The sequence below is a fragment of the Streptomyces sp. AV19 genome, assembly GCF_015999245.1.
GTDB lineage: Bacteria > Actinomycetota > Actinomycetes > Streptomycetales > Streptomycetaceae > Streptomyces.
Map to the genome: position 1 here is coordinate 34,005 of NZ_JAEAMR010000017.1, position 22,902 is coordinate 56,906.

The window sequence follows — 22,902 nt, forward strand, 5'->3', positions numbered from 1 at the left end:
GGGGCGGGTTCGTCGTTGGCGATGGCGTCGAGTCCGGCGAGGAGGGTCTCGCGGTCCTCGCCGATGACGGCGGCGCGGTGTTCGAGGGCGGCACGGCCGGTGGCCAGCGCCCAGGCCACGTCCACCGGGACCTGATCGGCCCCGAACTCCCGCAGCTGTGCAGCCTGCGCACGCAGAGCCGCTGCCGAACGGGCCGAGAGCACCCACGGCACCGCCCCCGCCGCCGGGGCGGCGGCCTCGGGGGAGGCGACCGGTGGGGCCGCCTCCAGGATGACGTGCGCGTTCGTACCGCTCACCCCGAACGCCGACACGGCCGCGCGGCGCGCGTGGCCGTTGGCCGGCCACTCCGTGGTGTCGGTGACGAGCTCGACGGCGCCCGAGGTCCAGTCCACGTGCGGGGTCGGCCGGTCGACGTGGAGGGTGGCGGGGACCACGCCCGCGCGCAGGGCCAGCACTGTCTTGATGATGCCCGCGACGCCGGCCGCCGCTTGTGTGTGGCCGATGTTGGACTTCATCGAACCCAGCAGCATGGGCCGGTCCGCCGGGCGGCCCTGGCCGTAGGTGGCCAGCAGGGCCTGCGCCTCGATCGGGTCGCCCAGTGCTGTGCCCGTGCCGTGCGCCTCGACCACGTCCACCTCGGACGCGGCCACGCCCGCGTTCGCCAACGCCTCGCGGATGACACGCTGTTGGGACGGGCCGTTGGGTGCGGTGAGGCCGTTGGACGCGCCGTCCTGGTTCACCGCCGAACCGCGGATGACGGCGAGCACCTGGTGCCCGTTGCGGCGGGCGTCGGACAGCCGCTCCACCAGCAGCACGCCCACGCCCTCGGCCCAGGCCGTGCCGTCGGCCGCCGCCGCGAAGGGCTTGCACCGGCCGTCGGGGGCGAGCGCGCGCTGATGGCTGAACTCGGTGAAGATGCCCGGCGTCGACATCACGCTGGCGCCCCCGACGAGCGCCATGCCGCACTCGCCGTTGCGCAGCGCCTGAACAGCCAGGTGCAGCGCGACCAGCGAGGACGAACAGGCGGTGTCCACCGTGATGGCGGGGCCCGTCAGCCCGAGCGCGTAGGAGACGCGTCCGGACGCCACGCTGCCCGTCGACCCGGTGAAGAGGTAGCCCTCGGAGCCCTTGGTGTCGGCGTCGGTGCCGTAGCCCTGCTGGACGACGCCGACGAACACGCCCGTCCGGCTGCCGCGCAGCGACGTCGGGTCGATGCCGGCCCGCTCCAGCAGTTCCCAGGAGGTCTCCAGCAGCAGGCGCTGCTGCGGGTCCATCGCCACCGCCTCGCGGGGCGCGATCCCGAAGAATCCGGCGTCGAAGCCGGCGGCGTCGTGCAGGAACCCGCCCCGGTGGACGGAGGAGCTGCCCGGGCGCGAGACATCGGGGTGGTGCAGCGCGTCGAGGTCCCAGCCGCGGTCCTCCGGGAAGCCGGAGAGCGTGTCGCGCCCGGAGGTGAGCAGCTGCCACAGGTCCTCGGGCGACCGTACGTCCCCGGGGAAGCGGCAGTTGGTCGCCACGATCGCGATCGGTTCGTCCGAGGAGGCCGGGACGGCCGGGACGCCGGACGCGGGCGCGACGGCGGTGTCCGTGCCGAGGGTCAGACCGAGGAGGTGGCCGGCGAGCGCCGACGGGGTCGGGTGGTCGAAGACCGCGGTCGGGGAGAGCGCCGCGCCGGTCGCGGCGACCAGGCGGTTGCGCAGCTCCACGGCGGTCAGCGAGTCGAAGCCGATCTCCCGGAAGACCTCGTCGGCCTCGACGTCGTCCGCCGACGGCCAGCCCAGCACCGCGGCCGCCTGGCGCCGCACCTCGTCCAGCGCCACGCGCCGCTGCCGGGCGGGGGTCGCCGCTTCGGCGACGCGCCGGGGGAAGCCGTCCAACTCCGCGGCTGCGGAAGGCAGATCGGCCGCCACCGTGGCTTCGGAAGCGGAGGCCGCGGAGAGCCAGTAGCGCTCCCGCTGGAAGGCGTAGGTGGGCAGGTCCACCGGTACGGACGTGTCCGGGGCGAGAACGCGGGACCAGTCGGGCGCGTGCCCCTGCGTCCAGAGCGTGGCGAGGGAGGTGAGCAGCTGCGCGGGGCCGCCCTGGCCGCGCCGGAGCGTGGGGGTGATGTGGAGCCGGGTCTGCGCGGCGTGGGCGGTTTCCTGGAGCGGGGAGGTGAGGACGGGGTGCGGGCTGATCTCCAGGAACGAGGTGTGGCCCGCGGCGACGAGGGAGCGGACGGTCTCGTGGAAGCGGACCCGCTCCCGCAGGTTGCGGTACCAGTACGCGGCGTCGAGGCTCCCGCCGGGGGCGGGCTCCCCGGTCACCGTCGAGTGGAGGGGGATGTCGCCGTCCCGGGGCTTGATCCGGGCGGCGAGGTCGAGGAGTTCGTCGCGGATGCGCTCGACGTGCGGGGTGTGGGAGGCGTAGTCGACGGCGATGGCGCGCGGTCGCAGACCGGCGGCCTCGGCCTCGGCGGTGACGGCGGCCAGGGCGTCGGGGTCGCCCGCGACGACGGTGGAGGCGGGGCCGTTGACGGTGGCGATCCACACGTCGTCGTGGCCGGTGAGGAGTTCCGCGGCGCGTTCCTCGGAGGCGGCGAGGGAGAGCATGCCGCCGTGGCCGGCGAGTTCGCGGGCGATGACCTGGCTGCGGAGGGCGATCAGCCGCGCTCCGTCGGCCGGTTCGAGGATGCCTGCGACGCAGGCGGCGGCGATCTCGCCCTGCGAATGGCCGACGACGGCGGAGGGCTCGACGCCGAGGGAGCGCCACAGCTCGGCGAGCGAGACCATCACGGCCCACAGAGCGGGCTGGACGACGTCCACGCGCCGCAGCAACTCCTCGTCCCGCAGCGCCTCGTGCAGATCCCAGGCGACGTACGGGGACAGCGCCTCGGCGCACCGCGCGATCGACTCCGCGAACACGCCTGAGGAATCGAGGAGTTCGGTGGCCATCCCGGCCCACTGCGAGCCCTGACCCGGGAAGACGAAGACCGGTCCCCGGCCGGGGGCCCCGTCCGCCGTCCCGTCGACCACGTGCGCGGCGGGTTCGCCCGCGGCGATCGCGTCCAGGCCGGAGAGGAACCCCTCGCGGTCACCGGCCACCACCACGGCGCGGTGTTCCATGACGCTCCGGTCGGTGAGGAGCGACCGGGCGATGTCGGCGGGGGAGCGGTCGCCCGCGGCCGCGAACTCCCGCAGCCGCGCGGCCTGTCCGCGCAGCCCGGCCCGCGTCCGTCCGGAGACCGCCCACGGCAGCACCCCACCGGTGTCCAGGGCCTGCTCGCGCACGGGCTGCTCCGGCGCGGGGCCTTCGGCGGGGGCCTGCTCCAGGATCACGTGGGCGTTCGTGCCGCTGATGCCGAAGGAGGACACGGCGGCCCGCCGCGCGCGGTCCGTCCCCGGCCAGGGGCGGCCGCCGGTGACGAGCTCGACGGCGCCGGAGGACCAGTCCACCTCGGGGGTCGGCCGGTCGACGTGCAGGGTGGCGGGGACGACGCCCTCGCGCATCGCCATCACCATCTTGATGACGCCGGCGATGCCGGCGGCGGCCTGGGTGTGGCCGATGTTGGACTTCACCGAGCCGAGGAGCACGGGCCGTTCCGCGGGCCGGTCCTGGCCGTAGGTGGCCAGCAGGGCCCGGGCCTCGATCGGGTCGCCGAGCGCCGTGCCCGTGCCGTGCGCCTCGACCACGTCCACCCCGGCGGCCGGCAGCCCGGCGTCCGTCAGGGCGTCGCGGACGACCTGCCGCTGGGCGCGACCGCTGGGTGCGGTGAGGCCGTTGGAGGCGCCGTCCTGGTTGACCGCCGAGCCGCGGACGACGGCGAGCACCCGGTGCCCGTTGCGGCGGGCGTCGGACAGGCGCTCCACCAGGAGCATCCCGACGCCCTCGGCCATCCCCGTGCCGTCGGCGGCGGCCGCGAACGCCTTGCAGCGCCCGTCGGGCGACAGCCCGCCCTGACGGCTGAACTCGGTGAAGATTCCCGGGGTGTTGAGGACGGTGACGCCGCCGACGAAGGCCAGCGAGGTCTCCCGCTGCCGCAGCGACCGGATCGCCAGGTGCAGGGCGACCAGGGACGACGAGCACGCGGTGTCCAGCGTGACGGCCGGCCCGGTCAGGCCGAGCTGGTAGGCGATGCGGCCGGAGGCGACGCTCGCGGTCTTGCCGGTCAGCAGGTGGCCGGCGAGCTCCTCCGGGGCCTCGTGCAGCCGGGGGCCGTACTCCTGGTCCATGGTGCCGACGAAGACGCCGGTGCGGCTGCCGCGCAGCGACTCCGGGTCGATTCCGGCGCGTTCCAGCAGCTCCCAGGAGGTCTCCAGCAGCAGGCGCTGCTGCGGGTCCATCGCCAGGACCTCGCGCGGGGCCAGGCCGAAGAAGCGGGCGTCGAAGTCCGCGACGCCGTCGAGGAATCCGCCGCCCGCGGCGACGCTGCCGCCGGCGGCCAGCTGCTCCAGGTCCCAGCCCCGGTCCTCGGGGAACGCCGAGATCGCGTCCTGTTCCGTGGCGACCAGACGCCACAGGTCCTCGGGGGAGCGGACGCCGCCGGGGAGGCGGCAGCTCATGGCGATGACGGCGATGGGGTCGTCGGCATCGCCCACGGAATCGTCGGTTCTGACCCGCTCGGGGGCCGGAGCCGTGGCCGTGAGGTGCTCGGCGAGCCCGGCGGGCGTCGGGTGGTCGAAGAGCTCGGTGGTGGCGAGCCGGGAGCCGAGCGCGCCGTTCAGCCGGCCGCACAGATCGCCGAGCATGATCGAGTCGAAGCCCAGGTCCTTGAACGTGCGCCGGACGTCGAGGTCGTCCGGGGCCGCGTGACCGAGGACGGCGGCCGCGTGGGCCCGCACCTGGTACGCCACGTCGGGGCCGGGTGCGGGGGTCTCCTCCGTCGCGGGCCCGGGAACAGCGGCCAGGGCGACGGCGGCCGGTGCGGCGGCCGTTGACGCGTCGAGCCAGTACCGCCGGCGCCGGAAGGCGTAGCCGGGCAGATCGGTGCGGCGGGCCCCGGTGCCGGCGAACACCCGGGACCAGTCGGGCTCGGCGCCGTACGTCCACAGCTGCGCAAGCGAGGTCAGGAAGCGGCGGGCGCCGCCCTCGCCGCGGCGCAGGGTCCCGGTGCCGGCCAGCGGGGTGCCCGCCGCGTGGCCGGTCTCCAGGACGGCGTTGGTGAGGACCGGGTGCGGGCTGACCTCCAGGAAGACGGAGTGGCCGGCGGCCGAGAGGGCGCGGACGGTGTCCTGGAAGCGGACCGGTTCGCGGACATTGCGGTACCAGTACTCGGCGTCGAGGCCCTCCCCGGGCACGGGCCCGGCGGTGACCGTGGAGTACACGGGCACGGTGCCGGGGCGCGGGGTGACCGCGGACGCCACCTCCAGCAGCGCCTCGCGGACGTGCGTCACGAGCGGCGAGTGGGACGGCCAGGCGGCCACGACGGTCCGGGCCCGCAGGCCGGCGGCCTCGGCCCGCGCGGTCACCTCGGCCAGCCCCTCGGGCCGGCCCGCGACCACCGTGGCGGCGGGTCCGTTGACCGCGGCGATCCACACGTCGTCCCGGTCCGCGAGGAGTGCGCCGACCCGCTCCGCCGAGGCGGCGACGGTCGCCATGCCGCCGCGGCCGGCCAGTCCCTCGGCGGCCACCTGGCTGCGCAGGGCGACCAGGCGGGCGCCGTCCTCCAGGGTGAGGGCGCCGGCGACGCAGGCGGCGGCGATCTCGCCCTGGGAGTGACCGACCACGGCGGCCGGCTCGACGCCCAGGGAGCGCCACAGCTCGGCCAGCGACACCATGACCGTCCACAGGCAGGGCTGGATGACCTCGACCCGCTCCAGCACGCGCTCGTCGGCGGTCTCCCGCAGGACGTCGAGGACGTTCCAGTCGAGGTACGGCTCCAGGGCCCGTGCGCAGCGCTCGGCGGAGGCGGCGAACACCGGTGAGGCGCCGAGGAGTTCGGCGGCCATGCCGACCCACTGGGAGCCCTGGCCGGGGAAGACGAAGACCACGCCGCCGTCCGGGCCGGCGGGGGCGGTGCCGGCGACGACGTGGGCGGCGGGGCCGCCGGCGGCGATCGCGTCCAGGCCGGTCAGGCACTCGTCCCGGGTCCCGGCCAGGACGACGGCGCGGTGCTCCAGGGCGGTGCGGTGCGCGGCGAGGGACCAGGCGAGGTCGGCGGGCGCGCGGTCGCCGTCGGCGGCGGGGCCGCGCAGGCGCGCGGCCTGTGCGCGCAGCCCGTCGGCGGAGCGGCCCGAGACGGGCCAGGGCAGGAGGCCCTCGGCGCGCAGCGCCGGGGCGTGGCCGTCGGTGGGGGAGGGGGCGGTGGCGGCAGGGGCCTCGGCGACGATCACGTGGGCGTTGGTGCCGCCGACGCCGAAGGCGGACACCCCGGCGACGAGCGGTTCGCCGGGGCGGGGCCAGCCGGTCGTCGCGGTCTGCACCTCGAGGTTCCAACGGTCCAGCGGGATGGCCGGGTTGGGGGTGCGGAAGTTGAGACTTGCCGGGAGCCTGCGGGCCTCGACGGCGAGCAGGACCTTGATGAGGCCGGTGATGCCGGCGGCGCCCTCCAGGTGGCCCACGCCGGTTTTGGCCGAGCCCACCCGCAGGGGGTGGCCGCCGGGGCGTTCGCCCGTGACGGCCCCGGCGAGCGCGGCCGCCTCGACCGGGTCGCCGACCGCCGTTCCCGTGCCGTGCAGTTCGACGTACTGGATCTCGTCGGGAGAGGTGCCGGCCGCGGCGCGGGCCCGGCGCAGGACGTCTTCCTGGGCGGCGCGGCTGGGGGTGGTGAGGCTGTCGCCGCCGCCGTCGTTGTTGACGGCGCTGCCGCGCAGGACGGCGTGGATCCGGTCGCCGTCGGCGAGGGCGCGGCCGAGGGGCTTGAGCAGGACCAGGCCGCCGCCCTCGCCGCGGACGTAGCCGTTGGCGCGGGCGTCGAAGGTGAAGCACTGCCCGTCCGGTGACAGGCCGCCGAAGCGCGTGACGCCGAGGGTGGTGTCGAAGGTGAGGTTGAGGTTGACGCCGCCCGCGAAGGCGGTGTCGCACTCGCCGGCGCGCAGGCTCTGGCAGGCGGCGTGCACGGCGACGAGCGAGGAGGACTGCCCCGAGTCGACGACCATGCTGGGGCCCTGGGCGCCCAGCAGGTACGAGAGCCGGTTGGCGATCATGCCGCGGGTCAGGCCGGTGAGGGTGTGGTGGGTGACGGCCTCATGTCCGTGCCGGTGCAGCAGGGCGGCGTAGTCGTCGTTGATGGCGCCGACGAAGACTCCGGTGCGCTGCCGGGCGAGGCGGGCGGTGGTCAGCCCGGCGTCCTCGAGGGCCTCCCAGCCGAGTTCGAGCATCAGCCGCTGCTGGGGGTCCATGGCGGCCGCCTCGCGGGGCGAGATCCCGAAGAACGCGGCGTCGAATTCGTCGACTTGGCGCAGGAAAGCGCCCTTGCCGGGTATCGCGGCGGATTCCGCGCCGGGCGGCCGGGTCCAGCGGTCCGCGGGCACGGAGGTGACCGCGCTCGTGCCGCTTTCGAGCAGTTGCCAGAACTCGTCCGGATTTTCCGCTCCCGGCAGACGGCAGGCGATCCCGATGACCGCGATGGGACCGTCGGCCGGATGAAGGCATGACGAGTCGGAAACTCTGGACAAAAGAAACACTCTCCCCCGTGATCCTGAAACGTGCATCCCAGCCGCCGTGCGGAAAATCCGGAACCACCGGCCCGGGACGGGCCGTAACCGTGGGATGAAGGGACCGGAAAACCGTACGGAGATCTCACGGGCGCTGAATGTGCGAACCGGAGATTCGGCCGGAAGGTGATGATGTCGAGATCAACTGGCGTGAAGGTACCCCACGCCGGAGGGGGGTGCAAGCATTTTCGATGCCATCACCGCTGGTCACCGGCGCGCTCCGGGGTGTTGCGGGGCGCTATGCGGAATGTGGAACTCCCTTCCTTGTCGGTCGGGTTGAGGTTATGGTTGGCGTCGCGACGGCGGCCCGGTGGGTCGCGTACCGTACGGCTTCAGGCCGCCTGACGGTGCGTTTCCCGGCCGTCGGCACCAACTTGACGTTCTTGGCCCGCTTTTCCTTGCGCCCCGGTTGCCGGGTGTGCGTAGCTGTCGGTTCCGGGAATCCATCCGCTTTCGCATGGTGCGGTTTTGTGAGCACGGTCACGGCAGGGGTCGGTTTTCCTCCCCGCGGGTGAGGGAAATACCGACGGCTTCAACACGTCCGGCAATCGGCGCAGTTCGTCAGACAAACACGGGGAGAAACCAGTCCTATGGCTCCATCCATCGTTGTCCGGGACGTGTTGGACAGGGAGGTCGTCCGCCGTTCGGTGGACACCGCGCTCGCGGACTTCCTGACGGCCAAGGCCCGCACCGCCACCTCCCAGCCGCACCTGGGCTACCTGTCCGGACTGCTCCAGGACTTCATGGCCGGGGGCAAGCGCATCCGCCCGCTGCTGTGCGCGACCGGCTGGTACGCCGTCGGCGGGGGCGAGGACCCCCGGCCCGTGTACCAGGTCGCGGCCTGCCTGGAGATGTTCCACGCCTTCGCGCTGATCCACGACGACGTCATGGACGACAGCGACACCCGGCGCGGCCGGCCCACCATCCACCGCACCCTGGCCGCGCAGAGCGCCGGGCGCCGGGGGGAGGAGGAGGCCGAGGGATTCGCCAAGAACGCCGCGGTCCTCCTCGGCGACCTCGCGCTCACCTGGTCGGACGAGCTGCTGCACTCGGCGGGGCTCACCCCGGTGCAGCTGGGCGCCGTGCTGCCGCTGCTGAACGACATGCGCACCGAGCTGATGGTCGGTCAGTTCCTCGACCTGGACGCCACCGGCGGGCTGACGGACGACATCGAGGCCACGCTCAACGTCAACCGGTACAAGACCGCGAAGTACACCATCGAACGCCCCCTGCACATCGGTGCCGCCGTCGCGGGCGCCGGCCCCGAGGCCATGGAGGCGTTCACCGCCTTCGCCCTGCCGCTGGGGGAGGCGTTCCAGCTCCGCGACGACCTCCTCGGGATCTACGGCGATCCGGGGACCACCGGCAAGTCGCACCTCGACGACCTGCGGGCGGGCAAGAACACCACGCTGACCGCCCTCGCCCTGCGCGACGCCGACGCCGCCCAGACCGCGCTGCTGCGCGACTCGCTCGGCAACCCCCTCCTGGACGAGCAGGGTGCCGCCGGCGTCCGGGAGGTCTTCGAGGCCACCGGCGCCCGCGCGACCGTCGAGCGGATGATCGACGAGCGCCACCGGCAGGCGCTGGACGCCCTCGCCGGCGCCCCGTTCGTCCCGGACGCCGTCGCCGCCCTGGAAGAGATCGCCCGCCTGGCCACTGTGAGGAACTCATGATCACCACCGACACGACCATGCCGCGGGAGATCGCGGACCGGGGCATGCGGCGGCACTGGGAGAAGAGCACCCGCCGCTTCGCCGAGGCGTTCGACCGGCACATCGGCTACCGGCCGCAGTTCGTCCCGCTGACCGACGCCGAGCTGCGGGAGGTGATCGACGCGTGCAACACCGCGGTGGCGCCCTTCGGCAAGCAGGTCTCCGACGAGCGCTGGATCTCCTACATGGACGTCGTCCGCTGGTCGCAGAGCGCCCCCAACATCCGGGACATGGAAGCGTTCAAGGCCGTCTGCATCCTGAACTGCGTCACCTTCGTGTGGGACGACATGGACCCGGCGCTGCACGACTTCGACGTGTTCCTGCCCGAACTGCGCCGGATATGCGAGAAGTACTACCAAGGTGAGGACGCCTGGTTCGCCTACGAGGCCGCCCGGGCCTTCGTCACCAGCGACCACATGTTCCGCGACTCGCCCATCAAGCAGGTGCTCTGCTCGACCTCCCCCGAGCAGTACTTCCGGTTCCGCGTCACGGACGTCGGCGTGGACTTCTGGATGAAGATGTCCTACCCGATCTACGCCGACCCGCAGTTCACCGAGCACGCCAAGACGGGGCTGGCCGCCCGGATGACCACCCGCGGCCTGGCCATCGTCAACGACTTCTACTCCTACGACCGCGAGCTGTCCCTCGGCCAGATCACCAACTGCTTCCGGCTCTGCGACGTCTCCGACGACCAGGAGTTCGACGCGTTCTTCCAGGCCCGCCTGGACGACATCGTCGAGGACATGGAGTGCATCAAGTCCTTCGACGACGTCACCCGGCCGGTGCTGCTGGACCTCATCCACGGCAACTTCGTCTGGACCACGTCCAACAAGCGGTACAAGGCCGCGGTCAACGACGTCAACTCGCGGATCCAGTGAGGAACCAGTCCCCGTGACCCCGGCGAACACCTCGAAACGGGCGGAAAAGACCGCCCGTTCCTTCTCCACCGGCATCGCCCCGGGAGCGCTCCCGCTGGCCGGGCACGCGCTCGCCCTCTGGCGCCGCCCCCTGGAGTTCCTCGCGGACCTGCCCGCCCGCGGCGACCTCGTCGAGCTCCGGCTCGGCCCCAGCCGCGCCTACCTCGCCTGCCACCCCGAACTCGTCCGGCACGTCCTGCTCAACCCCCGTGTCTTCGACAAGGGCGGCGTCTTCGACAAGGCGCGCAAGCTGCTCGGCAACAGCCTCTCGGTCTCCCGCGGCGACGAACACCGCTACCAGCGGCGCCTCATCCAGCCGGCGTTCCACTCGGCCAAGATCGCCGAGTACACGGCGGCGGTCGGCGACGACACCCGGGCCGTGATCGGCTCCTGGCGGGCCGGCCAGACCCGGGACATCAGCGAGACCATGCACGCCCTGCTGATGCGCGTCGCCGCCCGGACGCTGTTCTCCGCCGGCGTCGACGAGGCGACGATCGAGGAGGCGCGGCACTGCCTGCGGATCGTCTCCCACGGCATCCACAAGCGCACCGTCGCCCCGCTGGGGATCATGCAGAAGCTCCCCACCCCGGACAACCGGCGCTACGACCGGGCCAACACCCGGCTGCGGCAGATCGTCGCCGAGATGATCCGCCGGCGCGAGCAGTCCGCCGAGGACCACGGCGACCTGCTCTCCACCCTGCTGCGCGCCGAACACCCCGACACGGGCAAGCGCCTGAGTGCCCGTGAGGTGCTCGACCAGGTCGTCACCTTCCTCGTGGCCGGCAGCGAGACCACGGCGTCCACCCTCGCGTTCGTCTTCCACCTCCTGGGCCGCCACCCGGAGGCCGAGCGGCGGGTGCACGCCGAGATCGACGCCGCGCTCGACGGCCGCGCGCCCGTCTTCGAGGACCTGCCGAAGCTGGAGTACACCCGCGCCGTCATCAACGAGGCACTGCGGCTGTACCCGCCGTCGTGGATGTCGATGCGGGTCGCGGCGGTCGACGCCGACCTGGGCGGACGGCGCATCCCGGCCGGCACGATGATCCTCTACAGCGCGTACGCGCTCCACCACAACCCCGAACTGTTCCCCGAACCCGAGCGGTTCGACCCGGAGCGCTGGCTGCCCGACCGCATCAAGGACGTGCCGCGCGGGGCCCTGCTCCCGTTCGGCGCGGGCAGCCACAAGTGCATCGGCGACGTCCTCGCCCTCACCGAGACCGCCCTCGTCGTCGCCACGATCGCCGGACAGTGGCGGCTGCGGCCCGTCCCCGGCTCCCGGCTGCGGCCGGAACCCAAGGCGACGCTGGAACCCGGCCCGCTTCCCATGGTGTGCGAGGCGCGCTGACGGTGCCGGACGGCGGCCCCCCGGGCCCGCCGTCCGGCCGAACCCCTTTCCGAGCGAAGGACATTCACCTATGAGGACCGCGCCCCGAGCCGCCGAGCACCACTGGCGGGTCGCCGCCGCGCCCGGCGGGCTCCCGCTGATCGGCCACGCCCTCCACATGGGGCGCCGGCCGCTGGAGTTCGTCGCCTCCCTGCCCGCCCACGGCGACCTGGTCGAGCTGAAGCTGGGCCCCAAGGCCGCCTACCTGCCCTGCCACCCCGACCTCGTCCAGCAGGTCCTGGTCAACGCGCGGGTCTACGACACGGGCGGACCGGTCAAGGAGAAGGCCCGGCCGATCCTCGGCAACGGCCTGATCACCTCCGACTGGGCCGACCACCGCAGGCAACGACGGCTCGTACAGCCCGCGTTCCACACCGCCCGCATCGCCGGCTACGCCACGGTGATGGAGGAGGAGTGCGCCGCCGAGGCCGAGAACTGGGGCGCCGGGAAGGCCATCGACGTCAGCAACGCCATGCTGGCCCTGACCGCCCGCGTCACCGCCCGCGCCCTGTTCTCCACCGACATCGCCACCGGCGCCATCGCCGAGATCCAGCGCAGCCTGCCCGTCATCGTGCACGGCGCCTACCGCCGGGCCATCGACCCCACCGGCCTGTTCCAGAAACTCCCCATCGAGGCCAACCGCGGCTTCGACCGCGCCCTGACGCGACTGCACCGCCTCATCGCGCGGATCATCGAGGACTACCGGCGCACCGAGGGCGACCAGGGCGACCTGCTGTCGGCCCTGCTCTCCGCCGAGGACCCCGAGACCGGCGGGAAGCTCGACGACCAGGAGATCCACGACCAGGTCATGACCCTGCTCATGGCCGGCATCGAGACCACCGCCGGCGCCCTCACCTGGGCCTGGCACCTGCTCGGCCGCAACCCGCGTGCCGAGGAGAAGCTGCACGCCGAGGTGGACGAGGTGCTCGGCGGCCGCGCCCCCGGATTCGCCGACATCCCCCGACTCGACTACACGCGACGGGTGTTCACCGAGACCCTGCGCCTGTACCCGCCCGCCTGGCTCTACACCCGCACCACCACCGAGCCCACCGAACTGGGCGGACGACGCCTGCCCACCGGCTCCGACATCCTCATCAGCCCCTACGTCCTGCACCACAACCCCGAACTCTTCCCCGACCCCGAGGCGTTCGACCCGGACCGGTGGCTGCCCGAGCGGGCCAAGGACGTCGCGCGCGGCCACTACATGCCGTTCGGCGGCGGCAGCCGCAAGTGCATCGGCGAGGTCTTCGGGATGACGGAGTCGACGCTCGCCCTGGCCGCCATCGCCTCCCGCTGGCGGCTGCGCCCGGTCCCGGGCCGCACGGTCCGCCCGCAGGCCCACATGAGCCTGAGCGCCGGACCGCTGCCCATGGTGCCGCGCCCGCGCTGACCGCTCATGACCGGGGCATTGTGCGCGAGGGTTCCGACGGAGGCCACGTACGGAATGCCCCGGAAGGCGGCCACCGGCCCCTCGGCAACCCCGCGTACGCGGCCCGTCCCGGTGGTCACCACCGGCCGCCGGTCTTCCGTCACCGGACGCCGGTGAACGTTCCGGTCATGTCCGCGAGCCATGTCCGGCCGACGGCCGGTACCGCCGTGTCCTTGTACCCCTGCCCCTGACAGTGCCAGTCATGGCGCGGCGTGGCCGCCTCCAGCCGCGCGTCGGCTGCCGGAGCGCTGGTGACGGCCACGGCCAGGGCGAGTGGTGCCGCCGCGTGGAGAAGCCGGGAAAACTTCATGGCGGGCTCCTCCTGTTTTCCTCCGCCGGCCACGGAACAGCCTTCGCCGGCCGACTGCCTCACAACTCCAGGACAGTTTCCCGCAGTCGGCGACCTGGCCTGTCCGCGAGGGCGGGCCGGGTGTCGGCGCGGGTCAGCGGGCCCGCCCGGTGATGGCGTCGGGGCCGAACAGATCCGCCGCGTTGTCGGCCATGACGGCCCGCACGGTGTCCGGTGGCAGGCCCGCGTTCTCGACATAGGTGACGGCGCGGGTGTAGAGGTCGTCCTGGAAGTAGGGATAGTCGCTGCCGAGCAGGAAGTTGTGCGGTCCAAAGGTGTCCACGGCGCATCTGAGGGCGGGTGCGTGGAAGTTGGCGGTGTCGAACCACATCCGTCCGGCCGCCCGGGCTGGGCTGTCGGGAAAGGCGTTCCAGACCCGGTAGTTGTCCTCGACGCGCTGCATCAGGAACGGCAAGTGCCCGCCGAGATGCGCGACATGGACTTTCATACCGGGGTACTTGGCGGTGATTCCGGCGCGCAGGAGGTGCAGGACGGCGATGGTGTCCTCGATCGGGGCGCCGATGACCCATGTCAGACCGTGGTCGGTGATGAGGGGGGATGCGGCGCCGCCGCCGGTGGGGTGGATGTGGAGGACCGCGCCCCGGCGGTCCAGCTCGGCGTAGAAGGGTTCGAGGGCGGGGTCGGCGAGGCTGCGGCCGAGCACGGTGGTGGTGATGGCGGCGCCGACGAAGCCGAGGTCGTCGAGGGCCCGGCCGAGTTCGGCGATTGCCGCGTCGGCGTGCGGGAGTGGCGTGGCCGCGTAGGCGGCGAAGCGGTCCGGGTGGCGGCGTACGAGGTCGGCGTACAGGTCGTTGGCCGTCCGCGCGGCCTCGACCGCGTGCGACCGGTCCTCGAAATGCGGCAGTTGGGGGCTCGCGGAGAGGATCTGCACGTCCACGCCGGCCTCGTCCATCATCCGCAGCCGGGTCTCCACGTCGCCGTCGGCGTCACCCGCGCACGGGACGCGTGCGATGTCGGTGTCGTGGCTGCCGAAGCGGGTCAGCAGATCCAGGTAGGCAGCCGGATAGTAGTGCGCATGCGTGTCGATACGCATCATTCCACCTTCCATCCTCCGGAAAAGCCTGCTTGATCAGCGGTGACGCCGCATCCCGGGCCCCGCCCGCTCGTACGGCGCAGCCCGGGATGCCGGTCCCCGGCGACGCGGCCAGGCTGAAGTGAAACGGCCCCCGGAAGAGGAGTGCGCGTGAGTGTGGGTATGAATGCGGCACCCGGCGGCGCGGCCGGGGTGCGCAGGCTGATCGTGGCGATGACCGGTGCGTCGGGTCAGTCGATCGGGGTCCGGATTCTGCTCGCGTTGCGTGATCTCGGCGTGGAGACGCATCTGATCATGACGCGGTGGGCGCAGGCGATGGTCGAGTGGGAGTCCGAGCACACTGCGGACGATGTGCGGGCGCTGGCGCACCATGTGCATGGTCCCGCGGACATGGCGGCGCTGCTGTCCAGCGGCTCGTACCCGATGGACGGGATGATCGTGGCGCCGTGCAGCATGAAGACGCTCGCGGCGATCCGGCACGGGCAGTCCGACACCCTCGCGAGCCGGGCGGCCGACGTCACGATCAAGGAGCAGCGCAAACTGGTGCTCGTGCCGCGGGAGATGCCGCTGAGCGCCGTGCACCTGGAGAACATGCTGGATCTGGCCCGGCTCGGGGTGGTGATCGCACCGCCCATGCCGGCGTTCTACCACCGGCCCGAGAGCGTGGACGAGGTCCTGACGCACGTCGTGGCCAGGGTGCTCGATCTGTTCGGCCTCGAACTGCCGGGCGCGAGGCGCTGGGGCGGCCCGCCGACCCGGGAGGGCTCTCCGGCCGGGGAGGACGCGTCATGACACGGCATCTGAAGAGCCTGCGCGACTATCTCGACGTCCTGAGGGAGCGGGGGGACCTTCAGGAGGTCAAGCGAGAGGTCAGCACCGATCTGGAGATGGGTGCGATCATCCGGCACGCGAGCGAGACCTGCGCCCCGGCGCCGCTGTTCACCAACATCCGTGACCACGAGGGCTACCGGCTGCTCGGCGCGCCGTTCTCTTACAGCAGCGACCGCGACGCGCGGATGGCCCGGATCGCCATCGGGCTGGGGCTGGCGCCGGAGACGACCGGCCTGGAGATCGTCGACGCGCTGCTGGAGCACTGGGACGCCGAACCGGTCCCGCCGGTCGTCGTGGACGACGCCCCCTGTCAGCAGAACGTCCTGACGGGCGACGACGTGGATCTGACGAAGTTCCCCGTGCCGATGATCCACAAGGGGGACGGCGGACGCTTCCTCGGCACACTCGGCATCTTCGTCTACCGGACCCCGGACCGGTCGTGGACGAACTGGAGCATTGCCCGGGCCATGCTGATCGACCGCAACCGCTTCACGGCGGCGCTGCCCCACGGACAGCACAACCGGATGGTCGCCGAACAGTGGGACGCCGGCACACCCGTGCCGTTCGCCCTGGTCCAGGGCGCGGAACCGGCCGCCGTCATCTCGGGCGGCTCGCCGCTGCCCCAGGGGACCTCGGAGGCGGGATTCCTCGGGTCCCTGTTCGGCGAGCCCCTGGAAACGGTGCGGTGCAAGACGGTGGACCTGGAGGTGCCGGCGACCGCGGAGATCGTCATCGAGGGCCACGTCGACCTCGGGGGCAGATGGGGGGAGGGCGAGATGTGGCCCGAGGGCCCGATGGGCGAGTTCCACGGCTATATGCACGGCGGCCCCAGCCCCTGCCCGCTGTTCCACGTCACCGCCGTGACCCACCGCGACAACCCGATCCTGCCGGTCTGCAACGCCGGCAAGCCGGTCGACGAGACCCACTCCATCACCTCCCCCGGCATCTCCGCCTCCTGTCTGCGCGAACTCCGCAACAACGGCATCCCCGTCACCCGCGTCTGGATGCCTCCCGAATCCGCGATGCACCTGCTGGTGGTGACCGTCCCGAACGACTGGGCACAGCGCAGCGGTCTGGGCGGCGACGACCTGTGCCGGAAGATCGGCACACTGTGCAAGGGCACCCACGGCTCGCTCTGGTACAGCCAGGTCATGGTCTTCGAGGACGATGTCGACCCGACGGACCTGCGGGACATCCTGTGGGCCTTCACCACCCGCTGCCACCCCACCGAGAGCACCCTGATCCTCGAGAACCAGGGCGTCGGCCCGATCGACCCGCTCTACTTCCGCGCGGGAGTCCCGGAGAAGACCGGCGGACGCGGGCCCGTCGCCGTGCACAACTGCCTGCTGGCAGACCGCGAGGGCGACATCAGCCCGGCCTCCTTCGCGGACAACTATCCCGCCGAGCTGCGCCGCAGCGTCCTCGCCCGCTGGGGCGAGCACTCCGGATGAGCACACGGTGAATCCGCCCGCCGGCGTTCGGGGCGGTGGCGGATGCCGACGGAGCAACAGGCACCTGCCGGCCGGCCGCCGCCCGTGATCAAGGACGGGGCACCGGCCGGCGGCGGCGACATTATCCCCGGCCCGGAGCAGGACAGCGGCCGGCGTTCCTGGCCGCGTGGCCATGTGCTCGGCCAACGGGCCCACGTCTACGAGGGCCTGTGACCGCTGCCGCCGTGCACAACCAGCGCGAGGAGCTCATGCCCGCACCGTCCGCTCGGCCGGCGGGCACGGACACGGTGTCGAGGTCGCTCGTGTGGACGACAGTGGCCGGCACCGTGCGTATGCCGCCGCTGTCGGTCAGCCGTCCGTAGCCGGCCGGCCGCTTATGCGGGGTGGCGCCTTCGCCGACCGCTCCGGCTCGTCGAACCGGTTGCGCGAGCCCGCCACCACCCGCCACAGTCTCAGCTGCAGGCCCTTGTCCGGCCTGGTCCCTGCGCGCCACGATCCGCGCGAAGAACTCCTCGTCCACCTCGGTGCGGCTGCCACCCGGCGAGGCGTCAGAACGTCACCGGCAGGTGGTGCAGGCCGCGCAGCATCAGGCTGGGCCGCCAGGTGAGACCGGCGGGCTCGGCGTCGAGCGCCAGGTCCGGCAGGCGCTCCAGGAGGGTCCGGAAGGCGATGACGCCCTCCAGGCGGGCCAGCGGTGCGCCGAGGCAGTGATGGACGCCGTGTCCGAAGGCCAGATGGCCCCTGGTGTCGCGGCGGATGTCGAAGCGGTCCGGCTCCGGGAAGTGCGCGCCGTCGCGCGAGGCCGAGGCCAGGACGACGGCCACCGACTCCCCGGCGGGGATAGCGGTGCCGGCGATCTCCACCGGCTCCTTGGTGAAGCGGAACGCGGCCGTCTCCACGGCGCCGTCGTAACGCAGCATCTCCTCGACGGCGTTCTCCAGCAGCGACCAGTCGGCGCGCAGCGCGGCCAGCTGGTCGGGGTGGCGCAGCAGCGCGAGGGTGCCGCTGGAGATGAGGTTGGCGGAGGTCTCGTAGCCGGCGACGAGCAGCAGGAACGCCATACCGAGCATCTCCTCGGCCGACAGCGCGTCGTCGTCCTCGTCCATGGCCTGCACGAGCGCGCTCAGCAGGTCCTCGCCCGGCTCCTCGCGCTTGGCCGCGATGAGCTCGGCCAGGTAGCCGGTCATGGCCTGGACGGCCGCCCCGGCGGCTTCCGGGCGGGTGACGTCGTTGGTCGCCAGGTACCAGTCGTGGAACGCCTTGTGGTCCCGGGCCGGCACGCCGAGCAGGTTGCAGATGACCGACAGCGGCAGCTGCAGCGCGTAGGACTCGACGAGGTCGGCGCGGCCCAACGGCTGCATGGCGTCGAGGAGTTCGTCGGCGATCCGCTGGATGTCCGGGCGCATGGCCTCGATGCGGCGCGGGGTGAACGCCTTGGCGACGAGCTTGCGCAGCCGGGTGTGCTGGGGCGGGTCGGTCTGCACCATGTTGAGGCCGATGGCGTTGCCGCCGTCGTCCTCCCAGCCGGCCGAGTGGCGTATGTCGTTGCTCAGCCGCGGGTCCGCCAGGGCGGCCCGGGCCTCCTCGCGGCCGACGACGAGCCAGAACGCGCCGTTCGCGTCGGTCCGCACACGGTGCACGGGGCCCTGCGCGCGCAGCCGCGCGTAGACAGGGTAGGGGTCGGAGACGAAGGTCGTGCCGAGTGCCGAGAGGTCCTCGACGGGAGACGCGGGCATAGCGGTAGTCCCTAGCTCGAAGGGCGGGTTCGTCCAACTGGTGGTGCAGGGGCGGAACCGGGGACCACTCCCCGCATCGCATGATCACCGTAGCATGAAGCGGGGACGACTCCCCGGTTCGTGTAGAGTCGCGCTCCATGAGCAGCGGCGAGCACCGACCCACGCCCCTGCGCCGGGACGCCCGGCGCAACCGGGACATGCTGCTCGCGGCAGCCCGCACCGTCTACGCGGAACAGGGCGTCGACGCCCCGCTCGACGACATCGCCCGCCGCGCCGGCGTCGGCAACGCCACCCTCTACCGGCACTTCGCCGGCCGCGCCGCCCTCGTCGAGGCCGTCTTCAGCGACGCCCTGACGGCCGTCCTGGACGCCGGTGAGCAGGCCCGGCGTAACGCGGACGCCTGGGCCGGCCTGACCGGCTACCTGGAGCACGTCTTCGAACTCCTCGCCGCCGACCGGGGCGCCGGCGACCTGATGACCGCGGCCGTCGAGGGCGTCCCCTCCCTGGAGGCGCTGCGGCCGCACAACCACGAGACGATCGACACCCTCCTGTGCCGCGCCCGCGAACAGGGCGCCGTGCGCGACGACATCACCACCGAAGACCTGCTGTTCCTGCTGGCGGCGCTGGGCCGGGCCGTCCCCGCGGCGGCCGCCGCCGCGCCCGGGGCCTGGCGGCGCTGCCTCGCGCTGTTCCTCGACGGGCTGCGCGCCGGGGCCGGACGCCCCCTGCCCGCACCGCCGTTGACGCCCGAACAGTTCGGGACCGCCGTCCGCCACCTCGGCTGCCGGCCGCCCCGCGACGGCTGAGGCCCGGAACGCCGCCCGTCAGGGCGGCGTCAGGGATCGGGCGCGTGACTTGAACCCGCGCCCCCCGCTCCCTTTGATGGTCCGTGTGAACAGCCATCTGCGCCACGACGACCGGCCGCCGCATAGCGCGGTCCCCGGTCCCGCGCGCTGTTCCCGTCCCGTGCGGTAACGCACGTTCTTCTCTCCATCCTTCGCTCGCACGGCAGTTGACCCGCCTTCGGCGCGGGCACCGCCGCGTACCTTCCTTCCCGGAGTGGATCATCATGTCTTCAGCCGTCTCCCCTGCCCCCAGGACCGTCCTGGTCACCGGTGCCACCTCCGGCATCGGCTGGGAGACCGCCCGGCTGCTCGCCGGGCGCGGCGACACCGTCGTCCTCCACGCGCCGGACCGGGCCAGTGGCGAGGACGCCGTCGCCCGCCTGGCCGCCGCCGGTGCCGACGCCGGCCGACTCGACCTGACCGTCGCCGACTTCTCCCGCCTCGACGAGGTCCGCGCCATGGCCGCCCACGTCGCCGACCGGCACCCCGTCCTCGACGTCCTCGTCAACAACGCGGCCGTCGCCGCCCCCGAACGGCGGACCCTGACCGCCGACGGCAACGAACTCGCCTTCCAGGTCAACTTCCTGGCCGCCTACCTGCTCACCCACGAGCTCGCCGGCCCGCTCGGCGCCCGGCCCGGCAGCCGCGTCGTCAACGTCTCGTCCTCCATGCACCGCACCGCCTCGATCGCCTGGAACGACCCCCAGCGCGCCAAGCGCTACTCGCGCCTGGCCGCCTACGCCCAGTCCCAGCTCGCCCTGACCGTCTTCGCGCGGGCCGAGGCGTCCTGGACCTCCGTCAGCGTCCACCCCGGCGTGTGCGACACGGCACTGCTGCCGATGTACGCGCACGAGGGCGAGACCGCCGCCGACGGCGCCGCGCGCGTCGTCCGGCTGTGCGACCCCGTCACCGAGCTCGTCCCCGGCGCCTACTACGACCGCACCGCCGTTTCCCCGGCCGCCCCGGTCGCCATGGAGGACCGCACCGTCCGCCGGCTGTGCAGGCTGGCCGACCAGCTCGTCGCCAAGTCCGCCTGAAACGGCGCCGGTTGCCGTCCCGAGAGGAGGGATGACGATGTCGAAGCGCGCACGCAAGAAGAAGGCCCGCCGCAAGAAGGGGCCCAACCACGGGAAGAAACCGAACAGCTGATCTGCCGTCACCGAGTTCCGGAGCGGATTCACGTGATCGAGTGGTGTGCTGCCGTCCCGGCCGCCGGGCCATGGGCGTCCTGGTTCCCCGCCGGCCGGCCCGGCCCGGGCGCGCTCGCCGAGCACGTCCGGACCACCGGTCACGGCCGCTGGTGGGTCGACCGCCCGGCGGACCCCCGGGCCGCCGTCGTCACCTGCGCGCGGCACGCCGTCCTCAGCGGCGACCCGCGCACGACCGCCCCCGCCGGGCTGGCCGGCCTGGCCCACCACTACGTCCTCGCACCGGACCGCTTCCTGCCGGTGCTGGGCGCCGCCTTCGAGCGCCTGGTCCCCTGGGAGCGCATGATCTGGATCCACCACGACCCGGGGCGGGCCGCGCCACCGCGCCCCGCCCCGGGGATCCGGATCCGCCGCCTGATCCCCACGGACGCCCCCGCCGTCCGGGGCCTCGGCGAGGAACTGTCGTGGATCACCGAGAGCTGGGGCGGCCCCGCCGGACTGGCCGCCCCCGGCCGCGCCTGGGGCGCCTTCCGGGGCCGTCGCCTGCTCTCCCTCGCCGCCGTCCACTTCACCGGCAGCCGCTACGAAGACCTCGCCGCGGCCACCCGCCCCGGCGAGCGCGGCCGCGGGCTGGCGACGGCCTGCGTCACCGCCCTGTGCGCGGACGTCGCGTCCCGCGGCCGCGTCCCGAGCTGGACGTGCTCCCGTGACAACCACCCCAGCCGGGGGCTCGCGGCGGCGGCCGGGTTCCGGCCCGAGTGGGGGTATGTGCACTATGCGGTGGGGGCCGCCGCCGTGCGCGGGTCCGTGCCCGTGCGGTGACATGACGGCGGGGCCCTGGGCCCCGGTCCGGATGTGCCGCGTGGCGGATGTGCCGGTTCCGCGTCGTCGCCGTCCACCGACGCCGGGCACCTCGCCCGCCTGCGGGCCACCGCCGACGTGGCGCAGTCCGCGAAGTCCGGCGACGAGGTCGTCGGCCACGTCCGCGACCAGCTCGTCGAGCTGCTGACGCTGCGCGACTGCCGGTTCGAGTACGGCACGCTGCTCGGCCGTCCGCCGCGCCTGGAGGCCGACGGGACGGTGGCCGTCGGCCGCCGGGAGTGGGACGTGGACCGGCTCGGCCTGCCGGACGAGGAGATCGAGCTGCGCGCCTACGGCAACGGCCGCTACCTCGGCCGGTTCATGCTCCGGCCCACCCCCGGCGTCACCCCGCCGCTGGAGGCGCGCCTGGTCGCCGTCACCCTCGCCGGCCAGGCCGGCACCGCGCCGAGCGGCGGCCATTGAGCGTCACCGCAGACGCCGCAGGTCCCGGTTCAGCGCGACGACGTTGACCCGCTCCCCGCCCAGGAACCCCAGGAAGCGGCCCTCGACGTGCGCGGCGACCAGTTCCTCGACCCGCCGCACCGGCAGCCCGCGCGCCCGGGCCACGCGCGGGGCCTGCTCGCGGGCGTACGCGGGGGAGATGTCCGGGTCGAGGCCCGAGCCGCTCGCGGTCAGCGCGTCGACGGGGACGGACGCCGGAGGGACGCCGTCCAACACGGCCGCGGCGGCGCGGCGTTCCTCGACGGAGACGATGAGCACGGGGTTGTTGGGCCCCAGGTTGGACGGCCCCGAGGCCCTGGCGTCGTAGTCGCCGGCCGAGGGGCGGGGCTGGAACCACCTCGGGTCCGGGCGGAGCCGCTCCGCCGCGTCGCGCGGATTCCGCTTCGGTAGCGCGAAGGACTGGCCCAGCAGCGCGGAGGCGACGGGACGGCCGTCCTCCTCGACGAGCGAGCCGTTCGCCGCGTCCCGGAAGGCCAGTTGGGCGATGCCGGTGACCGCCAGCGGATAGGCGACGCCCGTGAGGACGGTGAACACCAGGAGCATCCGCAGGGCCGACAGGTGCCGCCGCAGCGACGGCGGAAGGTGCCGCATGGGGTCCGCCTCTCTCGGCCGTCAGTGCAGGCCGGGTACGAACTGGACGACGAGGTCGATGAGTTTGATGCCGACGAAGGGGAGAGCGAGGCCGCCGAGCCCGTACAGCCCGATGTTCCGGCCGAGGAGGGCCGCCGCCGACGAGGGCCGGTAGCGCACGCCGCGCAGCGCCAGCGGGATCAGCACGACGATGATCAGGGCGTTGAAGACGATCGCCGAGGTCACCGCCGACGTCGGGCTGTGCAGCCGCATGACGTTGAGGCGGTCGAGGCCCGGGTAGGCGGCGGTGAACATCGCGGGGATGATGGCGAAGTACTTGGAGACGTCGTTGGCGATGGAGAAGGTGGTCAACGCGCCCCGGGTGATGAGGAGTTGCTTGCCGATCTCGACGATCTCGATGAGCTTGGTGGGGTTGGAGTCGAGGTCCACCATGTTCCCGGCCTCCTTGGCGGCCGAGGTACCGGTGTTCATCGCCACGCCCACGTCCGCCTGGGCCAG

The 22,902-nt window shown here is 73.2% G+C and carries 17 protein-coding genes and 1 pseudogene; 12 read left to right on the forward strand and 6 right to left on the reverse strand.

The features are described from left to right. Nucleotides 1–7,595: type I polyketide synthase (locus I5Q34_RS25410; RefSeq protein ID WP_199894744.1), on the reverse strand; the 7,595-nt coding region annotated here is incomplete at its 3' end. 629 nt (nt 7,596–8,224) lie between these two features. Here I5Q34_RS25410 and I5Q34_RS25415 point away from each other — a divergent pair. The 4 genes from I5Q34_RS25415 (at nt 8,225) to I5Q34_RS25430 (ending at nt 13,037) form a co-directional block, all read left to right on the forward strand. After that, nucleotides 8,225–9,307, forward strand: a complete 1,083-nt coding sequence (locus tag I5Q34_RS25415; RefSeq protein ID WP_199894745.1) for a polyprenyl synthetase family protein — start codon at nt 8,225–8,227, stop codon at nt 9,305–9,307. Further along, entirely contained in the window at nt 9,304–10,224 is a 921-nt protein-coding gene (locus tag I5Q34_RS25420) for a hypothetical protein (RefSeq protein WP_234429539.1), read from the forward strand. The genes I5Q34_RS25415 and I5Q34_RS25420 overlap by 4 nt, the downstream gene beginning before the upstream one ends. Nucleotides 10,225–10,237: 13 nt before the next feature. Further along, complete coding sequence (locus I5Q34_RS25425; protein ID WP_199894746.1) at nt 10,238–11,608, forward strand: cytochrome P450; 1,371 nt, start codon at nt 10,238–10,240, stop codon at nt 11,606–11,608. A gap of 70 nt (nt 11,609–11,678) precedes the next feature. Continuing rightward, complete coding sequence (locus I5Q34_RS25430) at nt 11,679–13,037, forward strand: cytochrome P450 (RefSeq protein ID WP_199894747.1); 1,359 nt, start codon at nt 11,679–11,681, stop codon at nt 13,035–13,037. Nucleotides 13,038–13,176: 139 nt separating this feature from the next. On the opposite strand, the gene I5Q34_RS25435 is transcribed toward I5Q34_RS25430, so the two are convergent. Together I5Q34_RS25435 and I5Q34_RS25440 are read right to left on the reverse strand one after the other, a co-directional pair. After that, on the reverse strand, nt 13,177–13,386 hold the full coding sequence (locus tag I5Q34_RS25435) for a hypothetical protein (protein ID WP_199894748.1): 210 nt from the start codon (nt 13,384–13,386) through the stop codon (nt 13,177–13,179). Between the two features lie 133 nt (nt 13,387–13,519). Next, the gene (locus tag I5Q34_RS25440) at nt 13,520–14,482 is read right to left on the reverse strand and encodes an amidohydrolase family protein (RefSeq protein ID WP_234429540.1); all 963 of its coding nucleotides are present in this window, start codon (nt 14,480–14,482) and stop codon (nt 13,520–13,522) included. Between the two features lie 159 nt (nt 14,483–14,641). Between I5Q34_RS25440 and I5Q34_RS25445 the strand changes: the two genes are divergently transcribed. Genes I5Q34_RS25445 through I5Q34_RS25455 form a run of 3 tightly spaced genes read left to right on the forward strand, consistent with a single transcriptional unit; the run spans nt 14,642 to nt 16,974 of the window. Then, entirely contained in the window at nt 14,642–15,271 is a 630-nt protein-coding gene (locus tag I5Q34_RS25445; protein WP_199894761.1) for a UbiX family flavin prenyltransferase, read from the forward strand. Beyond that, on the forward strand, nt 15,268–16,761 hold the full coding sequence (locus I5Q34_RS25450) for a UbiD family decarboxylase (protein ID WP_199894749.1): 1,494 nt from the start codon (nt 15,268–15,270) through the stop codon (nt 16,759–16,761). The genes I5Q34_RS25445 and I5Q34_RS25450 overlap by 4 nt, the downstream gene beginning before the upstream one ends. A 42-nt stretch (nt 16,762–16,803) precedes the next feature. Further along, a complete protein-coding gene (locus I5Q34_RS25455; RefSeq protein ID WP_199894750.1) occupies nt 16,804–16,974 on the forward strand; it encodes a hypothetical protein in 171 nt (56 codons plus the stop codon). Nucleotides 16,975–17,309: 335 nt separating this feature from the next. Here I5Q34_RS25455 and I5Q34_RS25460 read toward each other — a convergent pair whose 3' ends face one another. Next, the gene (locus tag I5Q34_RS25460; protein WP_199894751.1) at nt 17,310–18,497 is read right to left on the reverse strand and encodes a cytochrome P450; all 1,188 of its coding nucleotides are present in this window, start codon (nt 18,495–18,497) and stop codon (nt 17,310–17,312) included. Nucleotides 18,498–18,634: 137 nt separating this feature from the next. On the opposite strand from I5Q34_RS25460, the gene I5Q34_RS25465 reads away from it, so the two are divergent. The 5 genes from I5Q34_RS25465 to I5Q34_RS25480 all read left to right on the forward strand — a co-directional run bounded on the left by I5Q34_RS25465 (nt 18,635) and on the right by I5Q34_RS25480 (nt 21,774). Then, nucleotides 18,635–19,303, forward strand: a complete 669-nt coding sequence (locus I5Q34_RS25465) for a TetR/AcrR family transcriptional regulator (RefSeq protein ID WP_199894752.1) — start codon at nt 18,635–18,637, stop codon at nt 19,301–19,303. A gap of 263 nt (nt 19,304–19,566) precedes the next feature. Next, nucleotides 19,567–20,379, forward strand: coding sequence for an SDR family NAD(P)-dependent oxidoreductase (locus I5Q34_RS25470; protein WP_199894753.1), 813 nt, complete (start codon nt 19,567–19,569; stop codon nt 20,377–20,379). Between the two features lie 37 nt (nt 20,380–20,416). Then, nucleotides 20,417–20,491 carry a 50S ribosomal protein bL37 gene (locus I5Q34_RS36150; protein WP_374193057.1) on the forward strand — a complete coding sequence of 25 codons (75 nt, stop codon included), beginning with the start codon at nt 20,417–20,419 and terminating at the stop codon, nt 20,489–20,491. 32 nt (nt 20,492–20,523) lie between these two features. Then, complete coding sequence (locus I5Q34_RS25475) at nt 20,524–21,312, forward strand: GNAT family N-acetyltransferase (protein ID WP_277965432.1); 789 nt, start codon at nt 20,524–20,526, stop codon at nt 21,310–21,312. A gap of 33 nt (nt 21,313–21,345) precedes the next feature. Further along, nucleotides 21,346–21,774: a hypothetical protein gene (locus I5Q34_RS25480; RefSeq protein ID WP_199894754.1), complete on the forward strand. Its 429-nt coding sequence runs from the start codon at nt 21,346–21,348 to the stop codon at nt 21,772–21,774. A 3-nt stretch (nt 21,775–21,777) separates the two neighbouring features. Here I5Q34_RS25480 and kdpC read toward each other — a convergent pair whose 3' ends face one another. After that, nucleotides 21,778–22,404, reverse strand: a complete 627-nt coding sequence (gene kdpC, locus I5Q34_RS25485) for a potassium-transporting ATPase subunit KdpC (protein WP_199894755.1) — start codon at nt 22,402–22,404, stop codon at nt 21,778–21,780. 21 nt (nt 22,405–22,425) lie between these two features. Beyond that, nucleotides 22,426–22,902, reverse strand: a pseudogene (locus I5Q34_RS25490) (potassium-transporting ATPase subunit B); the annotation flags it as partial.

Excerpts from the sequence above, each read along its gene's own strand:
- I5Q34_RS25415 (WP_199894745.1), top strand. The coding sequence starts at position 8,225 with ATGGCTCCATCCATCGTTGTCCGGGACGTGTTGGACAGGGAGGTCGTC.
- I5Q34_RS25440 (WP_234429540.1), bottom strand. The coding sequence starts at position 14,482 with ATGATGCGTATCGACACGCATGCGCACTACTATCCGGCTGCCTACCTG.
- I5Q34_RS25470 (WP_199894753.1), top strand. The coding sequence starts at position 19,567 with ATGTCTTCAGCCGTCTCCCCTGCCCCCAGGACCGTCCTGGTCACCGGT.
- kdpC (WP_199894755.1), bottom strand. The coding sequence starts at position 22,404 with ATGCGGCACCTTCCGCCGTCGCTGCGGCGGCACCTGTCGGCCCTGCGG.
- I5Q34_RS25430 (WP_199894747.1), top strand. The coding sequence starts at position 11,679 with ATGAGGACCGCGCCCCGAGCCGCCGAGCACCACTGGCGGGTCGCCGCC.
- I5Q34_RS25450 (WP_199894749.1), top strand. The coding sequence starts at position 15,268 with ATGACACGGCATCTGAAGAGCCTGCGCGACTATCTCGACGTCCTGAGG.
- I5Q34_RS25420 (WP_234429539.1), top strand. The coding sequence starts at position 9,304 with ATGATCACCACCGACACGACCATGCCGCGGGAGATCGCGGACCGGGGC.
- I5Q34_RS25455 (WP_199894750.1), top strand. The coding sequence starts at position 16,804 with ATGCCGACGGAGCAACAGGCACCTGCCGGCCGGCCGCCGCCCGTGATC.
- I5Q34_RS25465 (WP_199894752.1), top strand. The coding sequence starts at position 18,635 with ATGAGCAGCGGCGAGCACCGACCCACGCCCCTGCGCCGGGACGCCCGG.
- I5Q34_RS25435 (WP_199894748.1), bottom strand. The coding sequence starts at position 13,386 with ATGAAGTTTTCCCGGCTTCTCCACGCGGCGGCACCACTCGCCCTGGCC.
- I5Q34_RS25460 (WP_199894751.1), bottom strand. The coding sequence starts at position 18,497 with ATGCCCGCGTCTCCCGTCGAGGACCTCTCGGCACTCGGCACGACCTTC.
- I5Q34_RS25445 (WP_199894761.1), top strand. The coding sequence starts at position 14,642 with ATGAATGCGGCACCCGGCGGCGCGGCCGGGGTGCGCAGGCTGATCGTG.